This is a genomic window from Pseudomonas shirazica (assembly GCF_015168335.1).
Lineage (GTDB): Bacteria > Pseudomonadota > Gammaproteobacteria > Pseudomonadales > Pseudomonadaceae > Aquipseudomonas > Aquipseudomonas asiatica.
The window spans coordinates 2,532,375-2,553,215 of the sequence record NZ_CP063456.1 but is presented as its reverse complement, the minus strand read 5'-3'; the positions used below and the strand labels follow the sequence as shown (position 1 = coordinate 2,553,215).

Annotated in this window: 19 protein-coding genes and 1 pseudogene; 8 read left to right on the top strand and 12 right to left on the bottom strand. The window is 59.6% G+C overall.

Translation table 11 applies throughout. The features are described from left to right. Positions 1–68: 68 nt before the first annotated feature. Entirely contained in the window at positions 69–1,805 is a 1,737-nt protein-coding gene (locus tag IMX18_RS11565; RefSeq protein WP_054571939.1) for a hypothetical protein, read from the bottom strand. Then, complete coding sequence (locus IMX18_RS11560; RefSeq protein ID WP_170976248.1) at positions 1,802–3,628, bottom strand: tyrosinase family protein; 1,827 nt, start codon at positions 3,626–3,628, stop codon at positions 1,802–1,804. Before IMX18_RS11560 ends, IMX18_RS11565 begins: the two co-directional genes overlap by 4 nt. A 159-nt stretch (positions 3,629–3,787) precedes the next feature. Here IMX18_RS11560 and IMX18_RS11555 point away from each other — a divergent pair, with 159 nt between their 5' ends. Then, positions 3,788–4,267 carry an Lrp/AsnC family transcriptional regulator gene (locus IMX18_RS11555; RefSeq protein WP_003258733.1) on the top strand — a complete coding sequence of 160 codons (480 nt, stop codon included), beginning with the start codon at positions 3,788–3,790 and terminating at the stop codon, positions 4,265–4,267. A gap of 47 nt (positions 4,268–4,314) precedes the next feature. Here IMX18_RS11555 and IMX18_RS11550 read toward each other — a convergent pair whose 3' ends face one another. Both IMX18_RS11550 and IMX18_RS11545 read right to left on the bottom strand, forming a co-directional pair. After that, complete coding sequence (locus IMX18_RS11550; protein ID WP_054573578.1) at positions 4,315–4,767, bottom strand: helix-turn-helix domain-containing protein; 453 nt, start codon at positions 4,765–4,767, stop codon at positions 4,315–4,317. Between the two features lie 173 nt (positions 4,768–4,940). Beyond that, entirely contained in the window at positions 4,941–5,627 is a 687-nt protein-coding gene (locus IMX18_RS11545) for a hydrolase (protein WP_217190435.1), read from the bottom strand. A gap of 263 nt (positions 5,628–5,890) precedes the next feature. Between IMX18_RS11545 and IMX18_RS11540 the strand changes: the two genes are divergently transcribed. Further along, complete coding sequence (locus IMX18_RS11540) at positions 5,891–6,352, top strand: Rid family hydrolase (protein WP_015270292.1); 462 nt, start codon at positions 5,891–5,893, stop codon at positions 6,350–6,352. Positions 6,353–6,372: 20 nt separating this feature from the next. Here IMX18_RS11540 and IMX18_RS11535 read toward each other — a convergent pair whose 3' ends face one another. Beyond that, on the bottom strand, positions 6,373–7,299 hold the full coding sequence (locus IMX18_RS11535; RefSeq protein WP_217190471.1) for a LysR family transcriptional regulator: 927 nt from the start codon (positions 7,297–7,299) through the stop codon (positions 6,373–6,375). A gap of 216 nt (positions 7,300–7,515) precedes the next feature. Between IMX18_RS11535 and IMX18_RS11530 the strand changes: the two genes are divergently transcribed. Next, complete coding sequence (locus IMX18_RS11530) at positions 7,516–7,938, top strand: PA0061/PA0062 family lipoprotein (protein WP_100413914.1); 423 nt, start codon at positions 7,516–7,518, stop codon at positions 7,936–7,938. 341 nt (positions 7,939–8,279) lie between these two features. On the opposite strand, the gene IMX18_RS11525 is transcribed toward IMX18_RS11530, so the two are convergent. Further along, a complete protein-coding gene (locus IMX18_RS11525) occupies positions 8,280–8,825 on the bottom strand; it encodes a GNAT family N-acetyltransferase (RefSeq protein WP_158239723.1) in 546 nt (181 codons plus the stop codon). A 336-nt stretch (positions 8,826–9,161) separates the two neighbouring features. Here IMX18_RS11525 and IMX18_RS28485 point away from each other — a divergent pair, with 336 nt between their 5' ends. The 4 genes and pseudogenes from IMX18_RS28485 (at position 9,162) to IMX18_RS11505 (ending at position 12,644) form a co-directional block, all read left to right on the top strand. Continuing rightward, positions 9,162–9,377 (top strand): hypothetical protein, encoded by a 216-nt coding sequence (locus IMX18_RS28485; RefSeq protein ID WP_411959616.1) that lies wholly within the window; start codon positions 9,162–9,164, stop codon positions 9,375–9,377. A 292-nt stretch (positions 9,378–9,669) separates the two neighbouring features. Next, positions 9,670–10,491, top strand: coding sequence for an ABC transporter substrate-binding protein (locus tag IMX18_RS11515; protein WP_217190433.1), 822 nt, complete (start codon positions 9,670–9,672; stop codon positions 10,489–10,491). Beyond that, a pseudogene (locus tag IMX18_RS11510) lies at positions 10,488–11,232 on the top strand (amino acid ABC transporter permease). Before IMX18_RS11515 ends, IMX18_RS11510 begins: the two are co-directional and overlap by 4 nt. 35 nt (positions 11,233–11,267) lie before the next feature. Next, entirely contained in the window at positions 11,268–12,644 is a 1,377-nt protein-coding gene (locus IMX18_RS11505; RefSeq protein WP_061302316.1) for an LLM class flavin-dependent oxidoreductase, read from the top strand. A 354-nt stretch (positions 12,645–12,998) separates the two neighbouring features. Here IMX18_RS11505 and IMX18_RS11500 read toward each other — a convergent pair whose 3' ends face one another. From IMX18_RS11500 to IMX18_RS11490, 3 genes are all read right to left on the bottom strand, one after another. Next, positions 12,999–14,369, bottom strand: a complete 1,371-nt coding sequence (locus IMX18_RS11500) for a transposase (protein ID WP_217190430.1) — start codon at positions 14,367–14,369, stop codon at positions 12,999–13,001. Positions 14,370–14,484: 115 nt separating this feature from the next. Further along, on the bottom strand, positions 14,485–15,081 hold the full coding sequence (locus tag IMX18_RS11495) for an NADPH-dependent F420 reductase (RefSeq protein ID WP_217190429.1): 597 nt from the start codon (positions 15,079–15,081) through the stop codon (positions 14,485–14,487). A gap of 12 nt (positions 15,082–15,093) precedes the next feature. Continuing rightward, entirely contained in the window at positions 15,094–15,846 is a 753-nt protein-coding gene (locus tag IMX18_RS11490; protein ID WP_061302313.1) for a 3-oxoacyl-ACP reductase family protein, read from the bottom strand. A 110-nt stretch (positions 15,847–15,956) separates the two neighbouring features. On the opposite strand from IMX18_RS11490, the gene IMX18_RS11485 reads away from it, so the two are divergent. Then, on the top strand, positions 15,957–16,895 hold the full coding sequence (locus tag IMX18_RS11485) for a LysR family transcriptional regulator (RefSeq protein ID WP_061302312.1): 939 nt from the start codon (positions 15,957–15,959) through the stop codon (positions 16,893–16,895). A gap of 822 nt (positions 16,896–17,717) precedes the next feature. On the opposite strand, the gene IMX18_RS11480 is transcribed toward IMX18_RS11485, so the two are convergent. The 3 genes from IMX18_RS11480 to IMX18_RS11470 are packed head-to-tail and all read right to left on the bottom strand — an operon-like array spanning position 17,718 to position 20,766. Beyond that, the gene (locus IMX18_RS11480; RefSeq protein ID WP_217190427.1) at positions 17,718–18,488 is read right to left on the bottom strand and encodes an SDR family NAD(P)-dependent oxidoreductase; all 771 of its coding nucleotides are present in this window, start codon (positions 18,486–18,488) and stop codon (positions 17,718–17,720) included. A gap of 26 nt (positions 18,489–18,514) precedes the next feature. Then, the gene (locus IMX18_RS11475; protein WP_217190425.1) at positions 18,515–19,543 is read right to left on the bottom strand and encodes a phosphotransferase; all 1,029 of its coding nucleotides are present in this window, start codon (positions 19,541–19,543) and stop codon (positions 18,515–18,517) included. Positions 19,544–19,554: 11 nt separating this feature from the next. After that, positions 19,555–20,766 (bottom strand): acyl-CoA dehydrogenase family protein, encoded by a 1,212-nt coding sequence (locus IMX18_RS11470; RefSeq protein ID WP_217190423.1) that lies wholly within the window; start codon positions 20,764–20,766, stop codon positions 19,555–19,557. Positions 20,767–20,841 lie beyond the last annotated feature (75 nt).

The following is a 20,841-nucleotide window of genomic DNA, read 5'->3' as shown; positions in this document are numbered from 1 at the left end:
TTGCGCTCCTTGCAAGCTGTGAAGCCGCACCCGAAGGTGCGGCGGTAGAAGGGCGTAAGTGGCGTGGCTCAGGCGCCAGGCACCAGCGCCAGGCCAGACTCCCAAGGGTGGTCTGTCGCGCTCACGTTAACGTCTTCACCCGGGTTGAGGGCACGCAATGCCACCAGGCCGGGTGCTGCGGAGGGGCTGACCGTGATGGTCAGGATGTAGGCCTGGGTGCCGCCCGAGTTGGTCTGGCCGGGAATGGCCGACGCGTCGGGCAGGTACTGGGTGACCTGCGCCGTCACCCCGGGGTTGGAGAATTGCACCCTGGCATTCTGCGCCGTGGTAGTCGGGTCGGCACCTTGCACCACCAGCACGAACTGGTTGCTGCTACCCGGTGCAAGCCAGGCGGGCAGGTCGGTGGGGGATTGCCCGTAGAACAGGTCCAGCGGCAGCAGTTGCACTGGCCAGGGTTGCAGGCCGGCTACCCGGTCCTGCACGCATGGGAATGCTTGGGGCGTGGCGCTGAGCGGCTTGACGGTGACGCTCAGGCCGACCAACAGTTGTTGGGCGATGACCCACACATAGTTGACCTTCTGGTTGTTGATGGTGATGTCATTGATCGAGAAACCAGCGCTTTCCGGCACCTCGAACACCGCCTGCAGGATCTGGTCGGAACCGTTGGCAGCCGACTTGGCCGTACCGCGCGTGATGCGCCAGTACTGGCTCACGTCCTGGCCTTGTGGGCCCTTCCAGGCGCTGAAATCGGTGGGCTGTTGCAAGTACAGGCCAATGGGGTTGGTCAGCGACAGTCGGTTGTTCACCGCCGTGGTATTGGCCATGAAACCGATGTGCGGATCAGAGTTGCGATAGTTTTGCCCGTACTGCGCGCAGCAGATCAACGACTGGGCGTTCTGGCTGCTGCTCACCGGGCGCAGGATGGTGGCGGCGGCGGCCAGGTACACCTCGGCGCTGAGGGTATTGGGGCCGGAGGTCAGGTGCATTGCACCGCCGTACTGGCCGGGCACACAGGCCGTTCCGGCGTTCCATTTGTTGACGGTGTCATAGGCCGGCTTGCCGGTGGTGGGGTCGATGACCGGGTCGCCGGCTTTGCCGGTCGGGCAGTCGACGGTGTAGCGCAGGTACAGGTCTTCGAGTTGCACGTTCGGGTCGATGTAGTCGCGGTACAGCCCCAGTACTGCGTTCGGGTCGATGCGCCACATGGTCAGGAAGTACGCGGGGTTTTCGCAGGTGAAGGTGATCTTGCGCATGTTGCCGTTGGCATCGCGTACGATCGACCACTCGCAGTACTCGTCGAGCCAGCCCCGAGGCCCGGAAGGCGAGAACGCCGTGTATTTGCCGTTCCAGTCGATGCTCGGGCAGCGCTTGGCCGGCAGTTGCAGCACGGTACCTTGTTTGTTGGGGTCGTAGAGCATGTAGAGGGTGTTGTCGAGGGTGATCTGGCCGTGGTCGGTCAACTCCATCACCTGGTCCAGGGTCATGGCCTTGCCACCCAGCTGGGGAATGACCGCCGCACCGTTGTTGTAGAAGAACGTCCATAGCCGGTTGGGGAAGGGCGCCCAGGTGATCGCCGGGGCGGTCACGTCGCCGAAACCTTCCACCAGCGGGTTGTAGTAACCCGAGCGGGGGGCGTCGTTCAGGCCCGACCAGGGGTTGCCGATGATCGACGATTCGGTCCAGCCGGTGAGGTTGTTGTTCCAGTCGGTTTCAAACTGCGGCAACTGGTCTTCCAGGCCCAGCTTGTTGTAGTCCTTGGGGGCTTGGCCGGCGGGAGAGGTGAACTGCTTGAAGGGCGTGCTCATGTCGGTTCTCCTGATGTGCGTGAGGTGGAAGCAGAGCAGCAGCCGGCGACCGGGGGCGGGCCGGCGAGGGGCTGGCGCGGGTCGTCCCACACCAGTTGGGCGATGAAACCGGGCAAGGTCATGTATTCGTCAGGCGTCAGCACGCGGCCGCTGTCGAGGTGGGTCACCACCAGCGACAACTGCACCGCGTCGCCGCGGCCAAGGCCCAGCGCAGCAGCGTTGCGGGCCGCATTCAGTGCACGGGACACGCCGTGGGTGATGCACCGGCCCTTGTCGTCCACCAGCCCCATGCCGATACGGCTGAAGCGCCCCACGTAATGGGGGTTGTCGACGCTTACGTCCTGCGTGGCAGCCTCGGGCTGGTCGAGAAAGACATCGATCAGATAGGTGTCATGGGTGCAGCGCACATGATCGAACACCACCCACGGCCCGGGCCCTGCGGCGTTGCCCGCGGCAGGCCCGGCTTTTGCGCTGTGCTTGCAGCAGGCGCCTGTGGCCGCCTTGGGCGCGCCGAATTGTGGGGCCACCGGCACGCCGTAGTCGTAGCCGATGTGCCGGCTGTCCTGGGCCATGTCGCCGATGGTGGTGTAGCGCCAGGCGTCGGCGCTGGTGAAGGTGAGCTGCGTGGCGTCGTGGCCGGAGAACGGCTGGAGCAGGCACTGCGTGGTGAATTGCGCCCCGGGGTTGGCCCTGATCCATACCTCGAGCATGCGGTCGATATTGGCGTGGTAGGAGCAGAACACTGGGTCGAAGGCGGTGTAGGCGTTGTCGGCCATGTCACCGCCGATCCAGCCGTGATAGTTGTCGTGGGGTTGCTCGTACAGGCCGTCGAAGTTGAGGGCACGATTGGGGTACAGGCTGTCCTTCTGGGGCGGGTCGAACACCGGGATGTTGGCCCACGGATAACCGGGCACACCCTGTGGTTGGCTGAAGGTGGTGAACTTCAGGGCATCTACCACCTGTTGCTGGAAAATCCGGCTCATGCCGAACAAACGGGTGCGCTCCGAACGCGAGTCGTCACCGTGGGTGTAGAACAACCGGTCGCGTTGCACATACCGGCAGTCCACCCCTTTGACCGCACCGCTGGCGCACACTTTCGAACAACCATCCTTGGCGGCCGCGTAGCGCAGGGGGTTGGGCCGGGTTTCGCCGGTGTGGGGGTGCACATAGGTTTCATCGAGAAAAGCCTGGGGCAGGCCGGCCTGTGGGCTGCCGTCGACGCTGGCGTCTTCGGCCATCCAGTCCCAATAGGGAATGGCACAGTCGATCAGTTGTTCCAGGTACAACAGGTAGGCCCGGTGCCAGAGGGCAAACGCCTCCTGATAATGCAGGCACCAGTTGGTGTGGATGTAGGCGTAACGTTGCCAGGGCGAACCACTGTCGGGGTCGCCCACCTGCATCACATCGTCCAGGCGGGCGCGGTACAGGTTCAGCTCCTCAAAGGTCAGGGCGCGGATGTCCTTTCTCACCCGCCTGACCGATTGGGGCAGGTCTGGTGGCGGGATGCGTTCGGCCAGATCGAAGGGAGAATCGGCGTCCAGGCGCCAGCCCTGGTTGACCCACAACCTGAAGGTTTCCAGCGCATCGATCGGCCAGAACTGTTGCTGGTCGAGGGTCAGCGGCATGTTGCGCGAGGCCAGGTGCTGGTAGATGGTTTCTGACCAGGTTTTGACCGACTCCGGGTCGTCCAGGTAGACGAAATAGGCGTTCATGCACCCGGTCCAGGAGGCTGCCACGGCCGCGCGCTGCGCAGCGGGAATCCAGTAGGGAGCGGTAAAAAGGCCGTGGATGTCCGCGGTCCATGTCGGTTTCGCGATGATCATAAGGTCCCTCTCATGCGCCCCGCAGGCCATATTCGGCCGGGCTGCTAAGCTCAGTTGATGGTAAAGAGCTGGCGCGTAGGGAATCGTGCAAATTGGCGCGTCCTTGCGGCGGATTCATTGCAGTTTTTCAGGGAAGACACGTGAAAAATGACAGACGCCATGGATCTGAAGATTCTGGGAAAGCTGCAAAAGGATTGCAGCCAGAATCTGGAGTTGCTCAGCGACAGCGTTGGGCTGTCTTCCACCAGTTGCTACCGGCGTATCAGGCGCCTGGAGAGCGCAGGCATCATCAAGGCCAAGGTCGCGATACTGGACGAGCGCAAGCTTGGCATTCAGGTGACTGCCTTCTTTCTGGTGAAGCTGGACCGCGACAGCAACGACATTGACCGCAAGATGCAGCACATCCTGGCCAGCCACCCGGAGATTCAGGACTGTTACCTGATGACGGGCGAGTTCGATTTCGTGATGGTTGCCAAGTTTCGCGATGCCACCGAGTACACCGACTATATCTACCGGTTTCTCGACACTTACCGGGATATTCCGATTCGCACTTATTCCTCGACGCTGGTGGTGCGTACGGTGAAGAAATCGTATGAATTGCCGCTGGGAGGAGGGCTGCAGCAGGCTGTCGATGCCTGACAAAGCTAGCGCGGTACCTTGAACCGCTCGTGATACTCAGCATTTATTCAAAGGTAGATTGCTGCCGTAGTGTCGAAAGAGTACAGATGTGCTCCTTGATTGAGCAAAGGCTCAGTTTGAATGGACGCTTGTCGCTGCCAAGCCTGCGGCGACATTCCCTCGGCCTTCACGAATGTGCGGCAAAAGTGGGACTGATCGCAGAAACCGCACTCCAGTGCGATCTCAGCGAGCATCATTCCCGAGCCCCCCAGTAGTTCCTTGCTTTTGCGCAAGCGTTGTTCACGCATCCACTGCTGCGGGGGCACGTGCATGGTATCCCTGAACATTCGTGTGAAATGGCTACGCGACAGCGAGCAGGCTTGGGCGAGCTCCGTAACCGTTATGCCGGTGTCCAGGTTCTCCAGCATTAACCTCTTGGCAGTCGTGACCTGCCAGGGCTTGAGGAGCCCGGTCGTTTTCAGAGCGACAGTCGCCAGCACAGTGCAGTGATCGCTGTTCATACAAATCCATTAATCAATGAAGTGGGCACGCAAGTTTCGAGTGGGCAGGGCAGGCCACTGCAGCCTCGGGCGGGCTACAGACGATAACGCTCGATTCGATGGCCTGGCTCAGCCAGCCGGCGTACCCATCAGCGGGTCAATGAACAGCCCCTGGATGCAGGGGCTGGCAATGGTCAGACAGCGGCAGCAACCGGGGCCAGGGTTGGGCCGTGCTGAACGCGCTCTGGTGCTTTGTGCACCATGGTGTAGGCATAGTCGACACCCATGCCGTAGGCGCCGGAGTGTTCTTTCACCAGTGCCATGACGGCATTGTAGGTGTCGCGGTTTTTCCAGTCGCGTTGCCACTCCAGCAGCACCTGTTGCCAGGTCACCGGAACCACGCCTGCCTGAATCATGCGCTGCATGGCGTAATCGTGGGCTTCCTTGGTGGTGCCACCGGAGGCGTCGGCAACCATGTAGATTTCATAGCCGGCATCGTTCATCGCCGACAGCGCGAAGGTGGTGTTGCACACCTCCGTCCACAGGCCGGAAACGATGATCTTGTTGCGCCCGTTTTTCTTCAGCGCGTCACGCACCTTCTGGTCATCCCAGGAGTTCATGGAGGTTCGCTCCAGCAGCGGAGCGTCGGGGAAGACGGCGAGCAGCTCGGGGTAGGTGTGCCCAGAGAAGCTTTCAGTCTCGACCGTCGTGATGGTGGTGGGCACATTGAAAATCCTGGCTGCCTTGGCCAGGCCCACGGTGTTGTTCTTCAGCGTCTGGCGGTCGATGCTCTGGACGCCGAAGGCCATCTGTGGCTGCTGATCGATGAAGATCAGCTGGCTGTTGAACGGGGTCAGTACTTCAGTTTTCGGATTGTTCATTTGTGTTCCCTGTCAGCTGGATGATGGTCATCGCACAAGTCACGGCGCCTGCTTTTCGCAGGCTGTGCTGAGGCACTGGATGACGTCCTCAGTGATGCCCGTTGCTTGAGTCCGAGCACAAGATAGCCAATCGCAGAGCGAAGCGGTGGCGCACTTTTGCGCTCTCAAAGGCGCACTAATGCGCCCTTCGTTTGTTCATCCTGTTGCTAGTATTCGCACGCAAACGCGGATCTACCTGATCCGGTTTACGCCAGGAGAAAGCGATGGCAGCTTCACAACCACTCAACAAACAAACCGCCTATTGGGGCGTTCCGTGGGAGAATTCCTACGGGTATCCGCAGGCACGGCGGGTAGGGGACGAGATCTACGTATCGGGCCAGTTCAATCATGACGAAGAAGGGAACCTGGTCGCGCCAGCACCCTTGGATCGTGACGGCAGGCCCTGTGATTTCTCTTCGATGGGGGATCAGATGCGCGCCGCCTACGACAATATTGCCAAGCTGCTCGCGCTATACGGGGCGACGCTTGAAGATGTCGTGGAAGAGACGCTCTACGTACTGGACATGGACGCGGCCTTTGCCGTGGTCGGCAAGGTGCGCAAGGCCGCCTACGGCACGGAACGGCCTCAATGCGCCAGCAACATCATCGGCGTATCGAGGCTTGCCCAGCGCCCACAGCTGATCGAAATCGCCTGCAAAGCGGTACTTGGCTCACACGCTGAGTGACCCGCACTCCCGGTTTCGCTCTACGTGACCGGGAGTACCAGTTGGCCCTCGATCAACGGCTTCTGGTTGGCAACGGCAGCTGCACAGAACGTCATGAATGCTTTGACCCGCCACGATTTGCGGATGTCCTGGTGCGTCAGCAGCCACAGCTCATCCTGCAGCTCCGGCACCACCGGGCCGACGCGTTCTAGCCCAGGCGTGATATCACCCAACATGCAGGGCAAAAAACCCACCCCCAGGCCTGCCGCGATTGCAGCACTTGCCGCCGCAACCGAATCGGTGCGGTACGAGATGCACTCGGCTGCGACCCTGTCTTCGACATAGCTCGTTGCCTTGAGCCCGCGTAGCGCTGCGGAATAGGAAACCCATGCCTGGCCTTCAGTGAACAGAGGAGTAGGCGATGTTTGGTTGCTGCTGCCGTAGGGAGCCCAGGCGATTGTGGCCAGTTTGCGGCCCACCAGGCTTTCGGCGGGTTTCCTGGTCGCCCGAACCGCTATATCCGATTCGTCTCGCGCAAGGCTCAGTGATTCGTTGCCCACCAGCACCTCAATCGTGATGCCTTCATTGAGGGCCTTGAAGTCCGCGATGATGGGGGTGAGGAAGTAAAGAAGCAGTGAGTCGCTGGTGGTGATACGAAGCTTTCCGAGTGGCCCCTGGCCGGCACGTGAGACACGCCGCGTCACGCTGACAATGTCCAGCTCCACGCGCTCGGCGAGGGCACGTAATTCCGCGCCCTCGATGGTGAGCAGATAGCCTGATTTGCGGTGATCGAACAAGGCTACGCCAAGTGTTTTTTCAACCTGGGAGACCCTGCGGGAGACGGTGGACACGTTGATGCCGAGCTTCTTGGCTGTGGCAGCGCGATTGCCACACTCACTGAGCGTTTTGATGATCCGAAGGTCGTCCCATGAGAGCTGGTTGGCAGCCTCGCCCACGTTCCATTTCACGTCCTTGGGGGTAGCCGGGCTAATTGGGACATTTCCAGGTAACGACTTCACGAAATCCGTTCCAGATCAGATTGCGACGATCATACGAGAAGGGGCCGCGTGAACCAAGTATCAGCATGAAGGCGAAGGAGGGGGCTTCGGTCGTCCCTTCATGCACACTCAACACTTGTCGGCGTTATCCTGTCTGTTGAGCCGAGAGTCTTTGGGGAATTACTCATGCGCAAGTTGACACTGTTGTTGGCGATCGCTGCATTTGCAGGTTGCCAGGCGCCGATGCCAACTGCCAACCCACAGATGGCTTGGGTCGATCTCTCGACGCCATTCCCGAATGACCGTGTGCTGTTGGCCGAACGCCTGGATAAACAACGCCTGCGTGATGGGCGCTTCTTTGAGGTCAGCCCCGGCAGCCATGAATTGGTCGTCAGGTTCGACTACGAAGTAAATGGTGGCGGTGGCATCAGCCTGATGGGAGGTACCACGGTAAGGCAATGCTACCTGACCATCGACTATGAGCATTTCAAGGCTGGACAGCGCTACGTGCTCGAGGCCCGCTCCATGGCCATTACGCCAGAGGCGAGGCTTTATGATGCGAAGGGAGAGATTGTGGCAGAGGTTAGGGAATTCTATTGCCTGATGTGATGATGAATCGTTCGTTGTTCATTGATTACAACTAGCCTCGAAAAATCAGATTTTTTCGCTTTCTTGTAGGGCATTTCCCAAAGATACTGTTGCCGCCTATTTTCCGTTGCGGGTGCCCTGGCAGGGCTCTAGTCTGGGCCTGTCGCTGCTCATCAGTGACACGGCTTTGACAGGCCGTAACGGTTTAAGCATTCGGCTTTCCCTTTATGGTGGCTGTGCGTGGGGCACGCTTGCGTGCGCCGGAACTTGCTTATTCCGCCGGTCTGTCAACCTACGTACAGCTGCCACCCTTCTGTTTGACAGCAGTCAGGTGGCGAATGCTTGCAGAGCGATCTGTTTCGTCATGAATCGAGCATCAAGCCATAGCGGGTAAGCGGGAGTGATTCACCGCTTTTTTCAAAGATGCGTTGGCTTCCTGCCTGCGCTGAAAAACCATGCTTGCAGTAAAAGCGTGTGGCTCGCTCGTTGCCATCGAGCACCCACGCACAAACCTGTTGATAGCCATGACCCATCAATGCCTGCCGGGCCTCTGCCCAGAGAGCCGTACCAATACCACACGCCCAGAATGCCGGGTCGAGGTAGATTGCCATCAGTTCAGCAGTGCCGGTGGGAGCATCCTGGTCACGGCTAGGGCCGAACGAAACCCAGCCAACCACTTGCCCATCCAATTCGGCAACGCGAATTGACGGGCTGTCAGACTCGATTGCCTTCTTCAGGAACACCACACGGCGTTCCACACTGGTGTCCCAGGAACTCAGGTATCGTTTTGACAACAGCCCTTCGTAGGCGCTTTGCCAACTGCGGATGTGAAGGATGGCAATGGCAGCGGCATCATCACTGACAGGCTTGCGAACAAGGAGCTTGGGTAACAAGCTGATGCTATCCATGCGATCAGATCTAAAAGGGTAATGCGTAGACTTTTGCATGCGCCATGCCAGTTGGCGAGTTACGATCAACTGGCGCTTATGGCGGCATCAGCAAATTTTTCCTGCTTCCCAACCACACAAACTGTTTCGGTGGTGTTCTCAGACCAACAGTAACGGCCTGGTTCCATCCAGCCATGGCTATCGGGGGTTTAACGCTTCGCACAGGGCGGTCAACCACATGAGTGTTTCGAAGGAATGGCTGGAGTCAGCCATTCACGCGCTGGAAGTACGTCTTCTTGAACGCGAGTCTCGCCTTGATCGCGCGACATACTGAAAAGCTTGCTGGCTCCAGATTTTGTGGAATTTGGCGCGAATAGTGCCGTTTCGAACCGAACACAGCTCATAGACGCCTTGCTGGAACAGGACTTTGTCCAGCGTCAAATCAACGATTTTCAGATACGCATCCTGTCCGAAAAAGTGGTGCTGAACACCTATCGATGCACTGTCCTCAGTCCGAGCGGCAGCAGCGAATCCTGGAGAAGCTCAATATGGCGCCAGGTGGGAGGCGATTGACAAATGGCATTCCACCAGGGAACGGCGAGGGCAAAAAAATAATAAATGGCGTCAGCAGTTGAATGGCCGCTACAGGTCGAAAGCTGCCGGTCACGACTGACCGCAATCGGCCAAAAGCACCCGTTCGTTTGATTTAGATACTCCGGAGCTATTCAACCGCGAACCCATTCGCTGCATTCCTGGAACAGCAGGGATATAGCTGGGCAATCCATTGATATTCCATAATGTTAGTACGAAAGGATTTTATATTGCTTTTTAATATTTAAATCCTTTGCTAACTGAGTACCTGTCGTTGAAAGCCATATCTCTCCTCCCTGCTGGCCTGGCGCTCCTTGTTGCCTGTTCCTCTGCCTTCGCTGGCTCGACCCTTGAACGCGTAGAAAACAAAGGCGAGCTCACCGGCGTACTGATGGAAAACTACCCGCCGTTCTCGTTCCTGAATGAACAGAACCAGCTCGACGGGTTCGACGTGGACGTCGCCAAGGCAGTGGCTAAACGGCTAGGGGTCAAGCTCAAGCTCGAAACACCTTCGTGGGATGTCATCGCCGCTGGGCGCTGGAGTGGGCGCTACGACATTTGTGTTTGCTCCATGACGCCAAGCAAGGCGCGGGCAGAGGTATTTGATTTCCCTGTCGAGTATTACCAATCCCCTGCGGTGATCGTGGTCAATGCTAGAGACAGTGGCATCAGCTCCGGTAAAGACCTGTCAGGGAAGAAGGTTGGCGTGATCAGTGCGTCCACCTATGAAGCCTATCTGAACAAGGATCTCGTCATCGAGGGGGCAGAGGACAAACCCCTGACGTACCCGTTTGACAGCGTCCAGATTGCACCCTATGACAACGAAACCGTAGCGTTCCAGGATTTGGCCCTAGGCACCGGAGTACGACTGGACGCCATGGTCACCAATCTGATTACAGCCAAAGAGCGTATCGCCCAAGATCCTCGCTTCAGGATTGCTGGCGATACCCTGTATGCCGAGCCCAACGTAGTCGCCGTTGAGAAAAACGATCCCCAGTGGAGTGAGAAAGTTGCCCAGGTTGTGACTGAACTCCAAGCGGATGGGACGCTGGCCAAGATCTCCGAAAAGTGGATTGGCGCTGATATCACCAAATGACAGCCCTCAATCCACATCCGGCCAAAACCGCGCTGCCGTCCAAGACACAGAAGGATCGAATTCGACGAATATTCGGGTTCAAAACCCGTTTGTATCTGACCTGGGTAGCGTTACTCGGCGCCTGCGTGCTTTTCTTCCTGAGCTTCGACCTCAAGTTCTCGATTATTCTCGATAAGCTGCCAAACCTGGTTGGACTCAAACTGGGGCCCAATGGGTTCCTGCAGGGCGCAGCACTGACGTTGTTCCTGTGCTTTTGCTCGATCTGGCTTTCGCTGGTACTGGGGTTCGTAACAGCGCTAGCACGGCTTTCTCGAAGCGCTGTGGCCTTTGGAGTGGCGAGCTTCTACGCCTCCTTCTTCCGTGGCACGCCTTTGCTGATTCAGATTCTGCTTATTTACCTGGGGCTGCCACAGCTCGGCGTAGTGCCCGGCGCAATCAGTGCAGGCGTTAATGACTCCGCCCGCGACGTTCTTTCACATCATCCTGCCCCAGGCGATGCGGACGATCATCCCTCCGATAACCAGCCAGTTCATCTCCATGCTCAAAGACTCATCGTTGATTTCGGTGATGGGGGTATGGGAAGTGATGTTCCTGGCGCAGTCCTACGGCCGCTCTTCTTACCGCTACATCGAGATGCTGGCCACCGCCGCACTCATCTATTGGCTTCTGTCCATTGGGCTGGAGCTTATCCAACACCGCCTCGAGCGCTATTACGGCAAAGGCTTTCAGGATCAGCGATAAGTTGAGCGCTGATATCAATGATTACAGGAACAGTGATGTCCGACCCTAAACCCCTATTGTTTGCCCTCTACGAACAAGCCAGCGTCGGTTGCGGTGGCGCGCCGAGCTTGTGGACACATCCGGCTGATGAACGTCTGGCCGCCAACACCTTCGAATTCTGGGCCAACCAGGCGCGCATCGCTGACCAGGCCAACCTCGACATGCTGTTCTTCGCAGATGTGTTGGGCTTCTATGATGTATTCGGCGGTCATGCGCAGGCCGCCGTGAAGTGGGCTGTCGAGGCCCCTGCAAATGACCCGCTGATGATCATCCCGGGATTGGCTGCGATTACGAAGAATCTGGCGTTCGGCGCTACCGTGTCCACGACCTACGAGCATCCTTTTGCCCATGCCCGTCGCTTCAGCACGCTCGATCACATGACCAACGGCCGGATCGGTTGGAACATCGTCACCTCCTATCTTTCCAGTGCTGCGCGCAACTTCGGCCTGGAGGAAATGCTCAAGCATGGGGATCGATACGAGCGCGCCGAGGAGTTCATGGATGTGGTCTACAAACTTTGGGAGGGCAGTTGGGCAGACGACGCAGTAGTGGCCGACAAAGCCCGCCAAGTGTACGCCCAAGGCGACCGGGTCAAGTCGATCGACCATGTAGGAGAACGCTATCGAGTGGCAGGGCCTCATCTGTCCGCTCCGTCGCCACAGCGAACGCCACTCCTGATTCAGGCGGGTTGGTCTGGAAGAGGCCGCGAGTTCGCAGCCAAACATGCCGAACTGATCTTCATAGCCAAGTCGAATCCACATGAAATCCGTCAAGGGTTGGAAGAAATCTGGACGATGGCTGAGGCGCGTGGTCGTGCTCGGGATGACGTACAGTCGCTGACAGTGCTGCGCATCGTGACGGCGAAAACTGAAATAGAAGCCCAGCGCAAGTACGACGAGCTCCAGAGCAACTATCACTTGGAAGCACAACTCGTCAGCTATGCCGGCGACACAGGCATCGACCTAAGCCGCTACGCGGATAGCGATGCGTTGTCGACACATACCGAGGGTCTTACTTCCTACATGATGCGACCCGACGGAAGCGGTAAGCCTTTAACCGCCGGGGACGTCAGAAAGCGCTTCGCCAATGTCACACGGGGTACCGATCTCATCCTGGTGGGCACTCCGGAGCAGGTCGCAGACCGAATCGAAGAGCATGCACGGATCTCAGGTACGAGCGGCTACATGCTCAACCCCTTGACGAGCCCTGGAACCCTGGAGGACTTCGTAGAATGGGTGGTGCCAGCGCTGCAAAAAAGAGGGCTCTACCGAACCAGTTCTCAGAGCGGGAGCTTGCGATCCAGATTGAGAACTGACGGATCCAGCCGCTTGCCAGCGACTGCATACGGAGCTTCTTTCCGGTTCCCTGTATGACAGGCGTCATCGGGATACAAAAACATGGTGGCGCCTATCTCCTGTAGCGGATGAGCGCCAGCTCCGGCGGAGCATAAGCGTCCGGGCAAGTCACCGTTAGCGCTTTATCACTGTCCGCTTTTGGCCGTTAGCTGTCAGGAGTGAAGGGTAGCTTTGGGTCGAAACCGGCCTCTGGTGAGCGGCTGCTTCCGACCGATTGTGTTGAAAAAGGCGGTTCTGCGGCAGCCAGTCGGCCAGGTGCGCCAGCTTTCGAAGTGGCTGCAAGCCACTTCAAGTTGCCTTTCGGCGTTTCACTGAGCCACCGGGCTCAGGTTTGCTGGTTAATTCGAGGGTTTCTGCTCGCAGTAGGCGTACCTATCCCGTGATCGGTGGGCCGTGAGGCATGAGCTTGGCCATGCGTCGCAGGTTTTGCACCGTCGCGGCCAAGGTGAATTCGTCGGTGGCGCCTGTCAGGCCACGCAGCCGTAAACGGTCGAGTTTCATGATCCGTTTGAGGTGGGCGAACAGCATCTCCACCTTCTTGCGCTCGCAGCGAGAGACGAGGTACTCCGGTGTCTTGGCGATGCGTCGCGCTATGTCGCGAGCAGCCTCATGGATACTGCGGACGATCTTCCGATTCGGCGTATTGGGACAGCACTTGGCTTTCAGCAGGCAGGTGGCGCAGTCGGCTTGGCTGGAGCGGTAGATGATGGTGTTGGCCTTGGTCACCCGCGTTCTCTGTTGGGTGAAGGCGCGCCATTCACTGCGTAGCGGTTTGCCGGCTGGGCAGCAGTATTCCTTGGCCTCCTGATTCCAGTGAAAGTCGTTGCTGGAGAGACTGTCGTCCTTGCGCTCGGTCTTGTCCCACACCGGCACATGCGGCTCGATGTCCTTCTCCTCGACCATCCAGGCCAGCATCGGGGCCGTGCCATAGGCGGTATCGCCGATCAGGCGTTCCGGTGTGAGGTCGAACTGCGCTTCGACGCGCTCGACCATCGTTTTGGTCGACTCGACTTCGGCAGTCCGATGCGCCGGGGTGGCTTCCACATCCAGGATCACGCCGTGCTCGGTGTCGATCAGGTAGTTGGTAGCGTAGGCAAAGAAGGCCGGACCACCTGGCGCGGCGGTCCACCGCGCCTGCGGATCGGTGAGTGAAATTTTCTTGGGCAGGGCTTCGGCCAGCGCCTCTTCATCAAGGGCTTCGAGGTACTCGCGCACGGCGCGGCTGCTGAGCGCCGGATCGCGCCAGTCGACTTCATCGCCCGCCACCCCACGTTGCCGGCTGGCATCCGCCTTGATGATGCTGGCGTCGACGGCGAAGCCTTCGCCCTTGACCAGCCCAGCGGCCATGCAGCGCCGCAGCACCTCATTGAACAACCAGCGGAACAGGCCGCTGTCACGGAAGCGGCCGTGGCGATTCTTCGAGAAGGTCGAGTGATTGGGCACTTCGTCTTCCAGGCCCAGGCGGCAGAACCAGCGGTAGGCCAGGTTCAGGTGCACCTCTTCACACAACCGCCGCTCGGAACGGATGCCGTAGCAGTAGCCGACCACCAGCATGCGCACCATCAACTCCGGATCAATCGATGGTCGCCCGATGGGGCTGTAGAAGTCGGCTAAGTGAGCACGCAGGTCGCTGAGATCCAGGCACTGATCGATGCTGCGCAGGAGGTGTTGGGGCGGGACGTGCTCTTCCAGATTGAACGAGTAGAACAGGCGCGCCTGTCCTCCCGGTAACTGCCCCATCATGCTGCCTGCCCCCACGCTCACTGAGCGCGTGATTTTGCCGGGGGCATGGGGCGGCAGTTACTTTTTCAACAGAATCGGCCAAAAGCGGACGCTTGGAGCGCCCGCTGATTGGGGATTAGCCGTGCTTAACCAGGTTAAGTGCCGGTAATGGCCCTCCAGGGAACTGCGCCAGACGCCCTTCGCTTAGGCCTCCCAGATCGATGCCAGCGAAGCCCAGTCGCTCAATTAACGCCCCCACAGTGGCCTTGGCCTCGACATCCTCACCGGAATAGAACAGAACGCGCCGACCGCCTTCGGCCTGCGGATCGCCGCTCAGCAGCGTCGGTGCGAGGTGGTTAACGGCTTTGACCAAACGCGCTCCAGGTAGCATCCGTTCAACCACTTCGCTCGAACTCTGGCCGCCCAGATCGAAGGGACGGAAGGTCGGCGCCTCGATGGGATTGTTGGTGTCGACCACGATGCGTCCGTTCCAGGGAGGCAGGTTCTCTAGCGCGGCGGGAATTTTCGACCAATTCACCGCGAGAAAGACGATGTCCGCCTGGGCGGCCCGCTCCCGGCTTACCGGTCTGACCTTCGGCCCCAGTTCGTCAGCCAGACTCTGCAAGCTCTCCGGCCCACGGCTGTTGGCAATTTCGACCTCGATACCCGCCTTACTCAGGGCGCGTGCGATGGCACTGCCTATGGCACCAGCGCCGATGATTCCAATCTTCATGTCTGTCTCTCCTCAGGCCGTGAAACCGCCATCTACCAGCAGCTCGGCGCCGCTGACGAAGGCCGCCTCCGGACTGGCCAGCCAGGCAACGGCTGCGGCGATGTCGCGGCCCTCGCCGTAGCGGCCGACAGCAATATTGGGGCGGACGAAATCGGCCACAGGGCCATCCGCTGGGTTCATGTCGCTGTCAGTCGGGCCGGGATGCACGGTGTTGACCGTGATGCCGCGCGGGCCGAGGTCGCGCACCAGGCCACGGCTGAAGCCGGCCAGGGCACCCTTGGTCAGGGTGTAGGCCGAGGCGGTGGCGAAAGCGGCGTACTGCACCATGGAGCTGCCGATGTGGATGATGCGCCCACCGCGGCCCATGTGCTTGAGCGCCTCCTGGGTGGCGACGAACACGCCGGTGACATTCACCGCGAGGATGCGCTGGAAGTCCTCGAAAGCGATCTCCTCCGGTGCGCCGAGCACGCTGATGCCGGCATTGTTGACCAGGATATCCAACCGTCCGAAGGTGCTGGCGACCTGTCGCACAGCGCTGCGTACCGCTTGCGGGTCGCCGGCATCGGCGGCAATCGCCACCGCCCTGCCACCGGCGGCAACTATCTCGCTGACCAGCGCGTCGGCCTTGTCCGGCGATGCGTTGTATGTGATCGCGACACTGGCTCCGTCGGCCGCCAGGCGTTTGGCGATGGCGGCGCCGATGCTACGCGATCCGCCGGTAACCAGTGCGACCTGGCCGTTCAGGGGAAGGTTGGCGTTGTTCATGATGCAGACCTCGTGTGGGTGGTAGGTGTGCTCATGAAATGCCTTTCGCTTTCCACGCAGTAGCGGGTAATGACTAGAATCACCTTCAACTAACGATTGAAGGTTGAGCTATGGAAACCTTGGCAAATTTGGAATCCTTCGTACGCAGCGCCGAGTGCGGTAGCTTCTCCGCAGCCGCACGTCGTCTGGGCCTGACGCCGGCGGCCATCAGTCGCAATGTTGCTCAGCTGGAAACCAATCTCGGCGTACGCCTGTTCCAGCGCAGCACCCGGCGTCTGACCCTGACCGAAGCCGGCGAGCGCTTCCTCGGGAATGTCGGCGGTGGGCTGGAAAGCATCCAGGCAGCGATTGCCGATCTCACCAGCAGCGCCGGTGCACCGGCCGGCCTGCTGCGTGTCTCGGCGGCACCGGCCTTTGGGCGCGACTATCTGCTACCGCTGATGCCTGATTTTCTCGCCCGCTACCCGGCAGTAATGCCGGAATGGCATTTCGACAATCGCCAGGTGGAGCTGATCACTGACGGTTTCGATGCCGCTATTGGCGGCGGTATCGAATTATCAGCCGGTGTGGTCGCACGCGAATTGGCGCCAGCGCATCTGGTACTGGTGGCGTCGCCGGAATATTTGGCCGGGCGATCAGCGCCACGTCGGCCAGAACAGCTAGCGGAGTTCGATCACTTGGGCATGCGGTCGGTTCAGAGCGGCAAGGTGCGCAGCTGGATGCTCCAGAATTCCAAGGGCGAGCGAATCCCGCTGGAGTTACGTCCGCGCATGTTAGTAAACGATCCGCAAGCGCTGTGCCAGAGCACATTGCTCGGGCTGGGGCTGGCTCTGCTGGCCGTACCGGATGTACTGTCGCATCTGCAAAGCGGTGCGCTGCAACGTGTCTTACCGGACTGGTATGTCGATGCCGGCCCCATCTCGCTCTACTTCGCCAGCCAGAAGCTGTTACCAGCCAAAACACGCGCATTCGTTGATCACCTGGTCGAGCACTCCCGTGATTGGCAATGGGGAATACGCTTCGATGCGAGGCTCGCGGCGAGGAGCTAAGGTCCGCTTTTGGCCGATTCTGTTGAAAAAGTCTCTCGGCGATTTCTGCCTGCGAAAGTAGGCGGCCTACGTTGAAATCTGAGCCAATGCAGGTACTGGATTGCCTCAGATTTCGCGTAGCAACGCATCAAACAGGCATTTTTTCAGCTTCGCGCAAGTGGCTCAGGTCGACACCGACTTTTTCAACAGAATCGACCCATAGCGGACATTCGTATCTGAGGTGATCTTGGTGGGAGCGGGTTTACCCGCGAACACGGGCGAAGCCCGTACCATCCTCCGCGTTGCCTGCTTCGCGGGTAAACCCGCTCCCACAGGGTTTGCGCCGGCCTCGAAAAATGAGCAATAGCAGTACTTGCGCAATGGCAGCTTTGGGTCGATAGGGGTCACTCGCGAAGGGCTGCTCCCGGCCCATCGCAGACACTCGCAGAGCCCTAGGAAGCGCGATTAGACCGATGTGATGGTCGACGTGGCTGAACGGCAGATTTTGTGTGTTTATTCATCCTTGGCACAAAAAAAGCGTATTGGCGGTTGAGCACCGCCGGCGTGCGTTCGTTCTATTTATATACCGGCGGTGGAGTTTGGATTGGTAGGGTAGTGCGCAGAATCAACCGTTACCCAGAAACCCTGCCAACCTCGCCGGCCTGAAAATGAGGGATGGCAGGTTCACTGCGTAGCGTCTGACGGCAGAATCTCGAAGGTCGCCTTGATGCCCATTACCGGATTTCCGCAGGGCATCGCGCCTTAATGTTTTCGGAGTTTCTGAAGGCCGGCCGGTGGACACAGAGTGTTGGCTACACTGTGTCCTGCTTTGCAGCAATACCGTTATGCCAGGCGGGTATGATGGGCTCCGTCTACTGGCAGCACCACGCCGTTGACGAAGGAGCCCGCCTCGCTAGCGAGCATGATCACCGGTCCAACCAGTTCGTCGAGCTGGCCCAAACGTCGTGATGGCATTGAGCGTAGGGCTGCCTGCCCCTTTTCGCTAGCGAAAAATGCCTGGCTCATTTCCGTTTCAAACCAGCCAGGGGCAATGGCATTGACCCGGATTCCATAGCGCATCAAGTCATTGGCAAGTGCCCGGGTCAACTGGACTACTGCGCCCTTGGACGCTGCATAAACACTGTAACCGGGCTGTACCCCAAGGCCGAGTATCGAGGCGATGTTGATGATCGCTCCCGGGCGCTTTGCCTCGGCAAGCCGACGTGCGGCCTCCTGGGACACACGCCAGATCCCCTTGAAGTTGGTGTCCAGCACCGCATCCATCGAGATTTCGTCGGTCTCCAGGAAGGGGGCAGGGGCCGCGATACCGGCATTGTTGATAATGATGTCGCACAAGCCGACCTGGGCCGCCGCAGCGTCGAACGCGGCACGTACGCTGTCACTGGAGGTCACATCCATGGCGACAGCGATGGCCTTGCCACCACTGTTGAGGATGTCGTGCACCAGCGCCTCGATCCGGTCGAGCCGGCGAGCCGAAGCCACGATCGTGGCGCCAGCCTGCGCCAGGCCGCGGGCAAGACAATAACCGATACCGCTCGAAGCCCCGGTGACGAGAGCAACTTTGCCGGCCAGCGAAAAACGTTCATTAACCATCGTAGCTTCTCCAAACAACTGAAATTTCAGTTCCCAGGGGCAATGAGGTCCAACCCCATTTGCGAGAGCGGCCGGGCCAGCTCACCCGTTTCGTGCGCCCGCGTATTGGAAGCGTTGCCTTCTAGGGCGCGTTTTTTTACACCTTGGGCGATCGCCGCAAGCCGGAAAAAACTGAATGCCAGGTAGAAGTTCCAGTTTTCGATCTTTTCCAGTCCCATGCGCGCGCAATAGTCGGCGACATAGGTATCTTCGTCTGGTATGCCCAATGCGTGGCGGTCGAGGCCGCCCAACCCTCGGATCAGGCCGTCATTCGGCATGCGCCACTGCATGCATTGATAGGCCAGGTCGGCGAAGGGATGGCCTAGAGTGGACAGTTCCCAGTCGACTACCGCGAGGATGCGCGGTTCGGTAGGGTGGAACAGGAAGTTGTCCAGGCGATAGTCGCCATGGACCAGGCTGACGCGTCCGTCGTCTGGTGGCAGCAGCCCCGGTAGCCGCTCGATGAGCTGGTTCATCGCAGGGTTGATATCGGTTTCGCTGGCCTGGTATTGCTGGGTCCAGCGCACGAGTTGCCGCTCGAAATAGTTACCCGCTCGACCATAATCGCCGAGGCCGATGGCTTCGACGTCCAGGCGGTGCATAGCTGCGAGTACGCGGTTCATTTCGTCGTAATAGGCAGCGCGGTGGGCTTGCTGTATCTCGGGCAGTGCAGGGTCCCAGAAAATCCGCCCCTCCACGAAGGACATGAGGTAGAAGTCACTGCCGATGATGCTGGCATCCTCGCAGAGGTGATACGGGTGGGCTACCGGAACCTCGGTGTTGCGCAGGGCTTGCATGACGCGAAACTCACGGTCGATCGCGTGAGCGGACTTCAGCAGTGCGCCCCGTGGTTTGCTGCGTAACACGTAATCGGCCCCGCCGGCGCGTAGCCGGTATGTCGGGTTCGACTGCCCGCCAGCGAACTTCTCCAACGCTACAGGTCCGTTGAAACCGGGCAGAACGGCTTCCAGGTAGGCGCCAAGGCGCTCGCTGTCGAGGTTTTCAATGTGGGTCATGTGGTCGTTCCTCAAGCTGTGTAGCGTTTGATCACCGCTTTGCCCAGGGAGGCCATGTGCACCTGATCGGGGCCATCGGCCAGGCGAATGGCCCGAGCATTGGCAAAGGCGCGCGGCAGGAAGCTGTCCTGGCACAGGCCCAGCGCACCGTGGGCCTGGATGGCGCGGTCAATGACCTGCTGCGCCATGGTCGGGGCAACGATCTTGATCATCGCGATAAGGTCCCGCGCGTCCTTGTAGCTGGTGCGGTCCATCTTGTCGGCAGCCTTCAAGGTCAACAGGCGTGCCTGCTCGATTTCGCACAGCGAGCGCGCGATGTCTTCGCGTATCGAACCTTGCTCGGAGAGCTTCCTGCCGAACGCTACCCGGTGCTCGACTCGGGCGCACATCAATTCCAATGCACGTTGAGCGGATCCGATCAGGCGCATGCAATGATGAATCCGGCCTGGACCCAGCCGGCTTTGCGCAATTTCGAAACCTTGCCCTTCGTCGCCGATCCGGTTGCCAACCGGAACGCGCACATTCTCGAACAGGATCTCGGCATGCCCGTGCGGGGCATCATCGTCACCGAACACGCGCAGGGGGCGAAGTAGCTTGAGGCCGGGGGTATCCATCGGCACGATCACCTGCGTCTGCTGGTGATGAGGTGGGGCAGCGGGATCGGTCTTGCCCATCACGATCAGGAACGCGCAACGCGGATCGGGTGCGCCGGTGGTCCACCATTTGTGCCCGTTGATCACGTAGTCGTCACCGTCCCGTTCGATGCGGCATTCGATATTGGTGGCATCGGAGGAAGCGACCGCGGGTTCCGTCATGGCGAACGCTGAGCGGATTTCACCGTTGAGCAGCGGCAGCAGCCACTGTTGTTTCTGCGCTTCGCTGCCATAGCGTGCCAGCAGTTCCATGTTGCCAGTATCCGGCGCATTGCAGTTGAACACTTCCGGGCCGATGAACGAGCGGCCCATGACCTCGGCCAGCGGCGCATATTCCAGGTTGGTCAGGCCCGAGCCGTAGTCGTCGAACTTCGCCAGAAACAGGTTCCACAGGCCTTCGCTCCGCGCACGCGCCTTGAGTTGCTGCATCACCGGAGGAATCACCCAACGGTTGTCGGAGTGCTCGATGAAGTCGTGGTACTCGTGCTCGGCCGGGTATACGTGATCTTCCATGAAACGCTCAAGCCGCCCGAGAAGGTCTCGAACTTTAGGGCTGTATTCAAAGTGCATGCTGTATTCCTCGATAGGACGCGGGGGCGTATTGCGTTGAAGGGGCTTGGATGCGAGCAGGGTTCATGCGCCAAT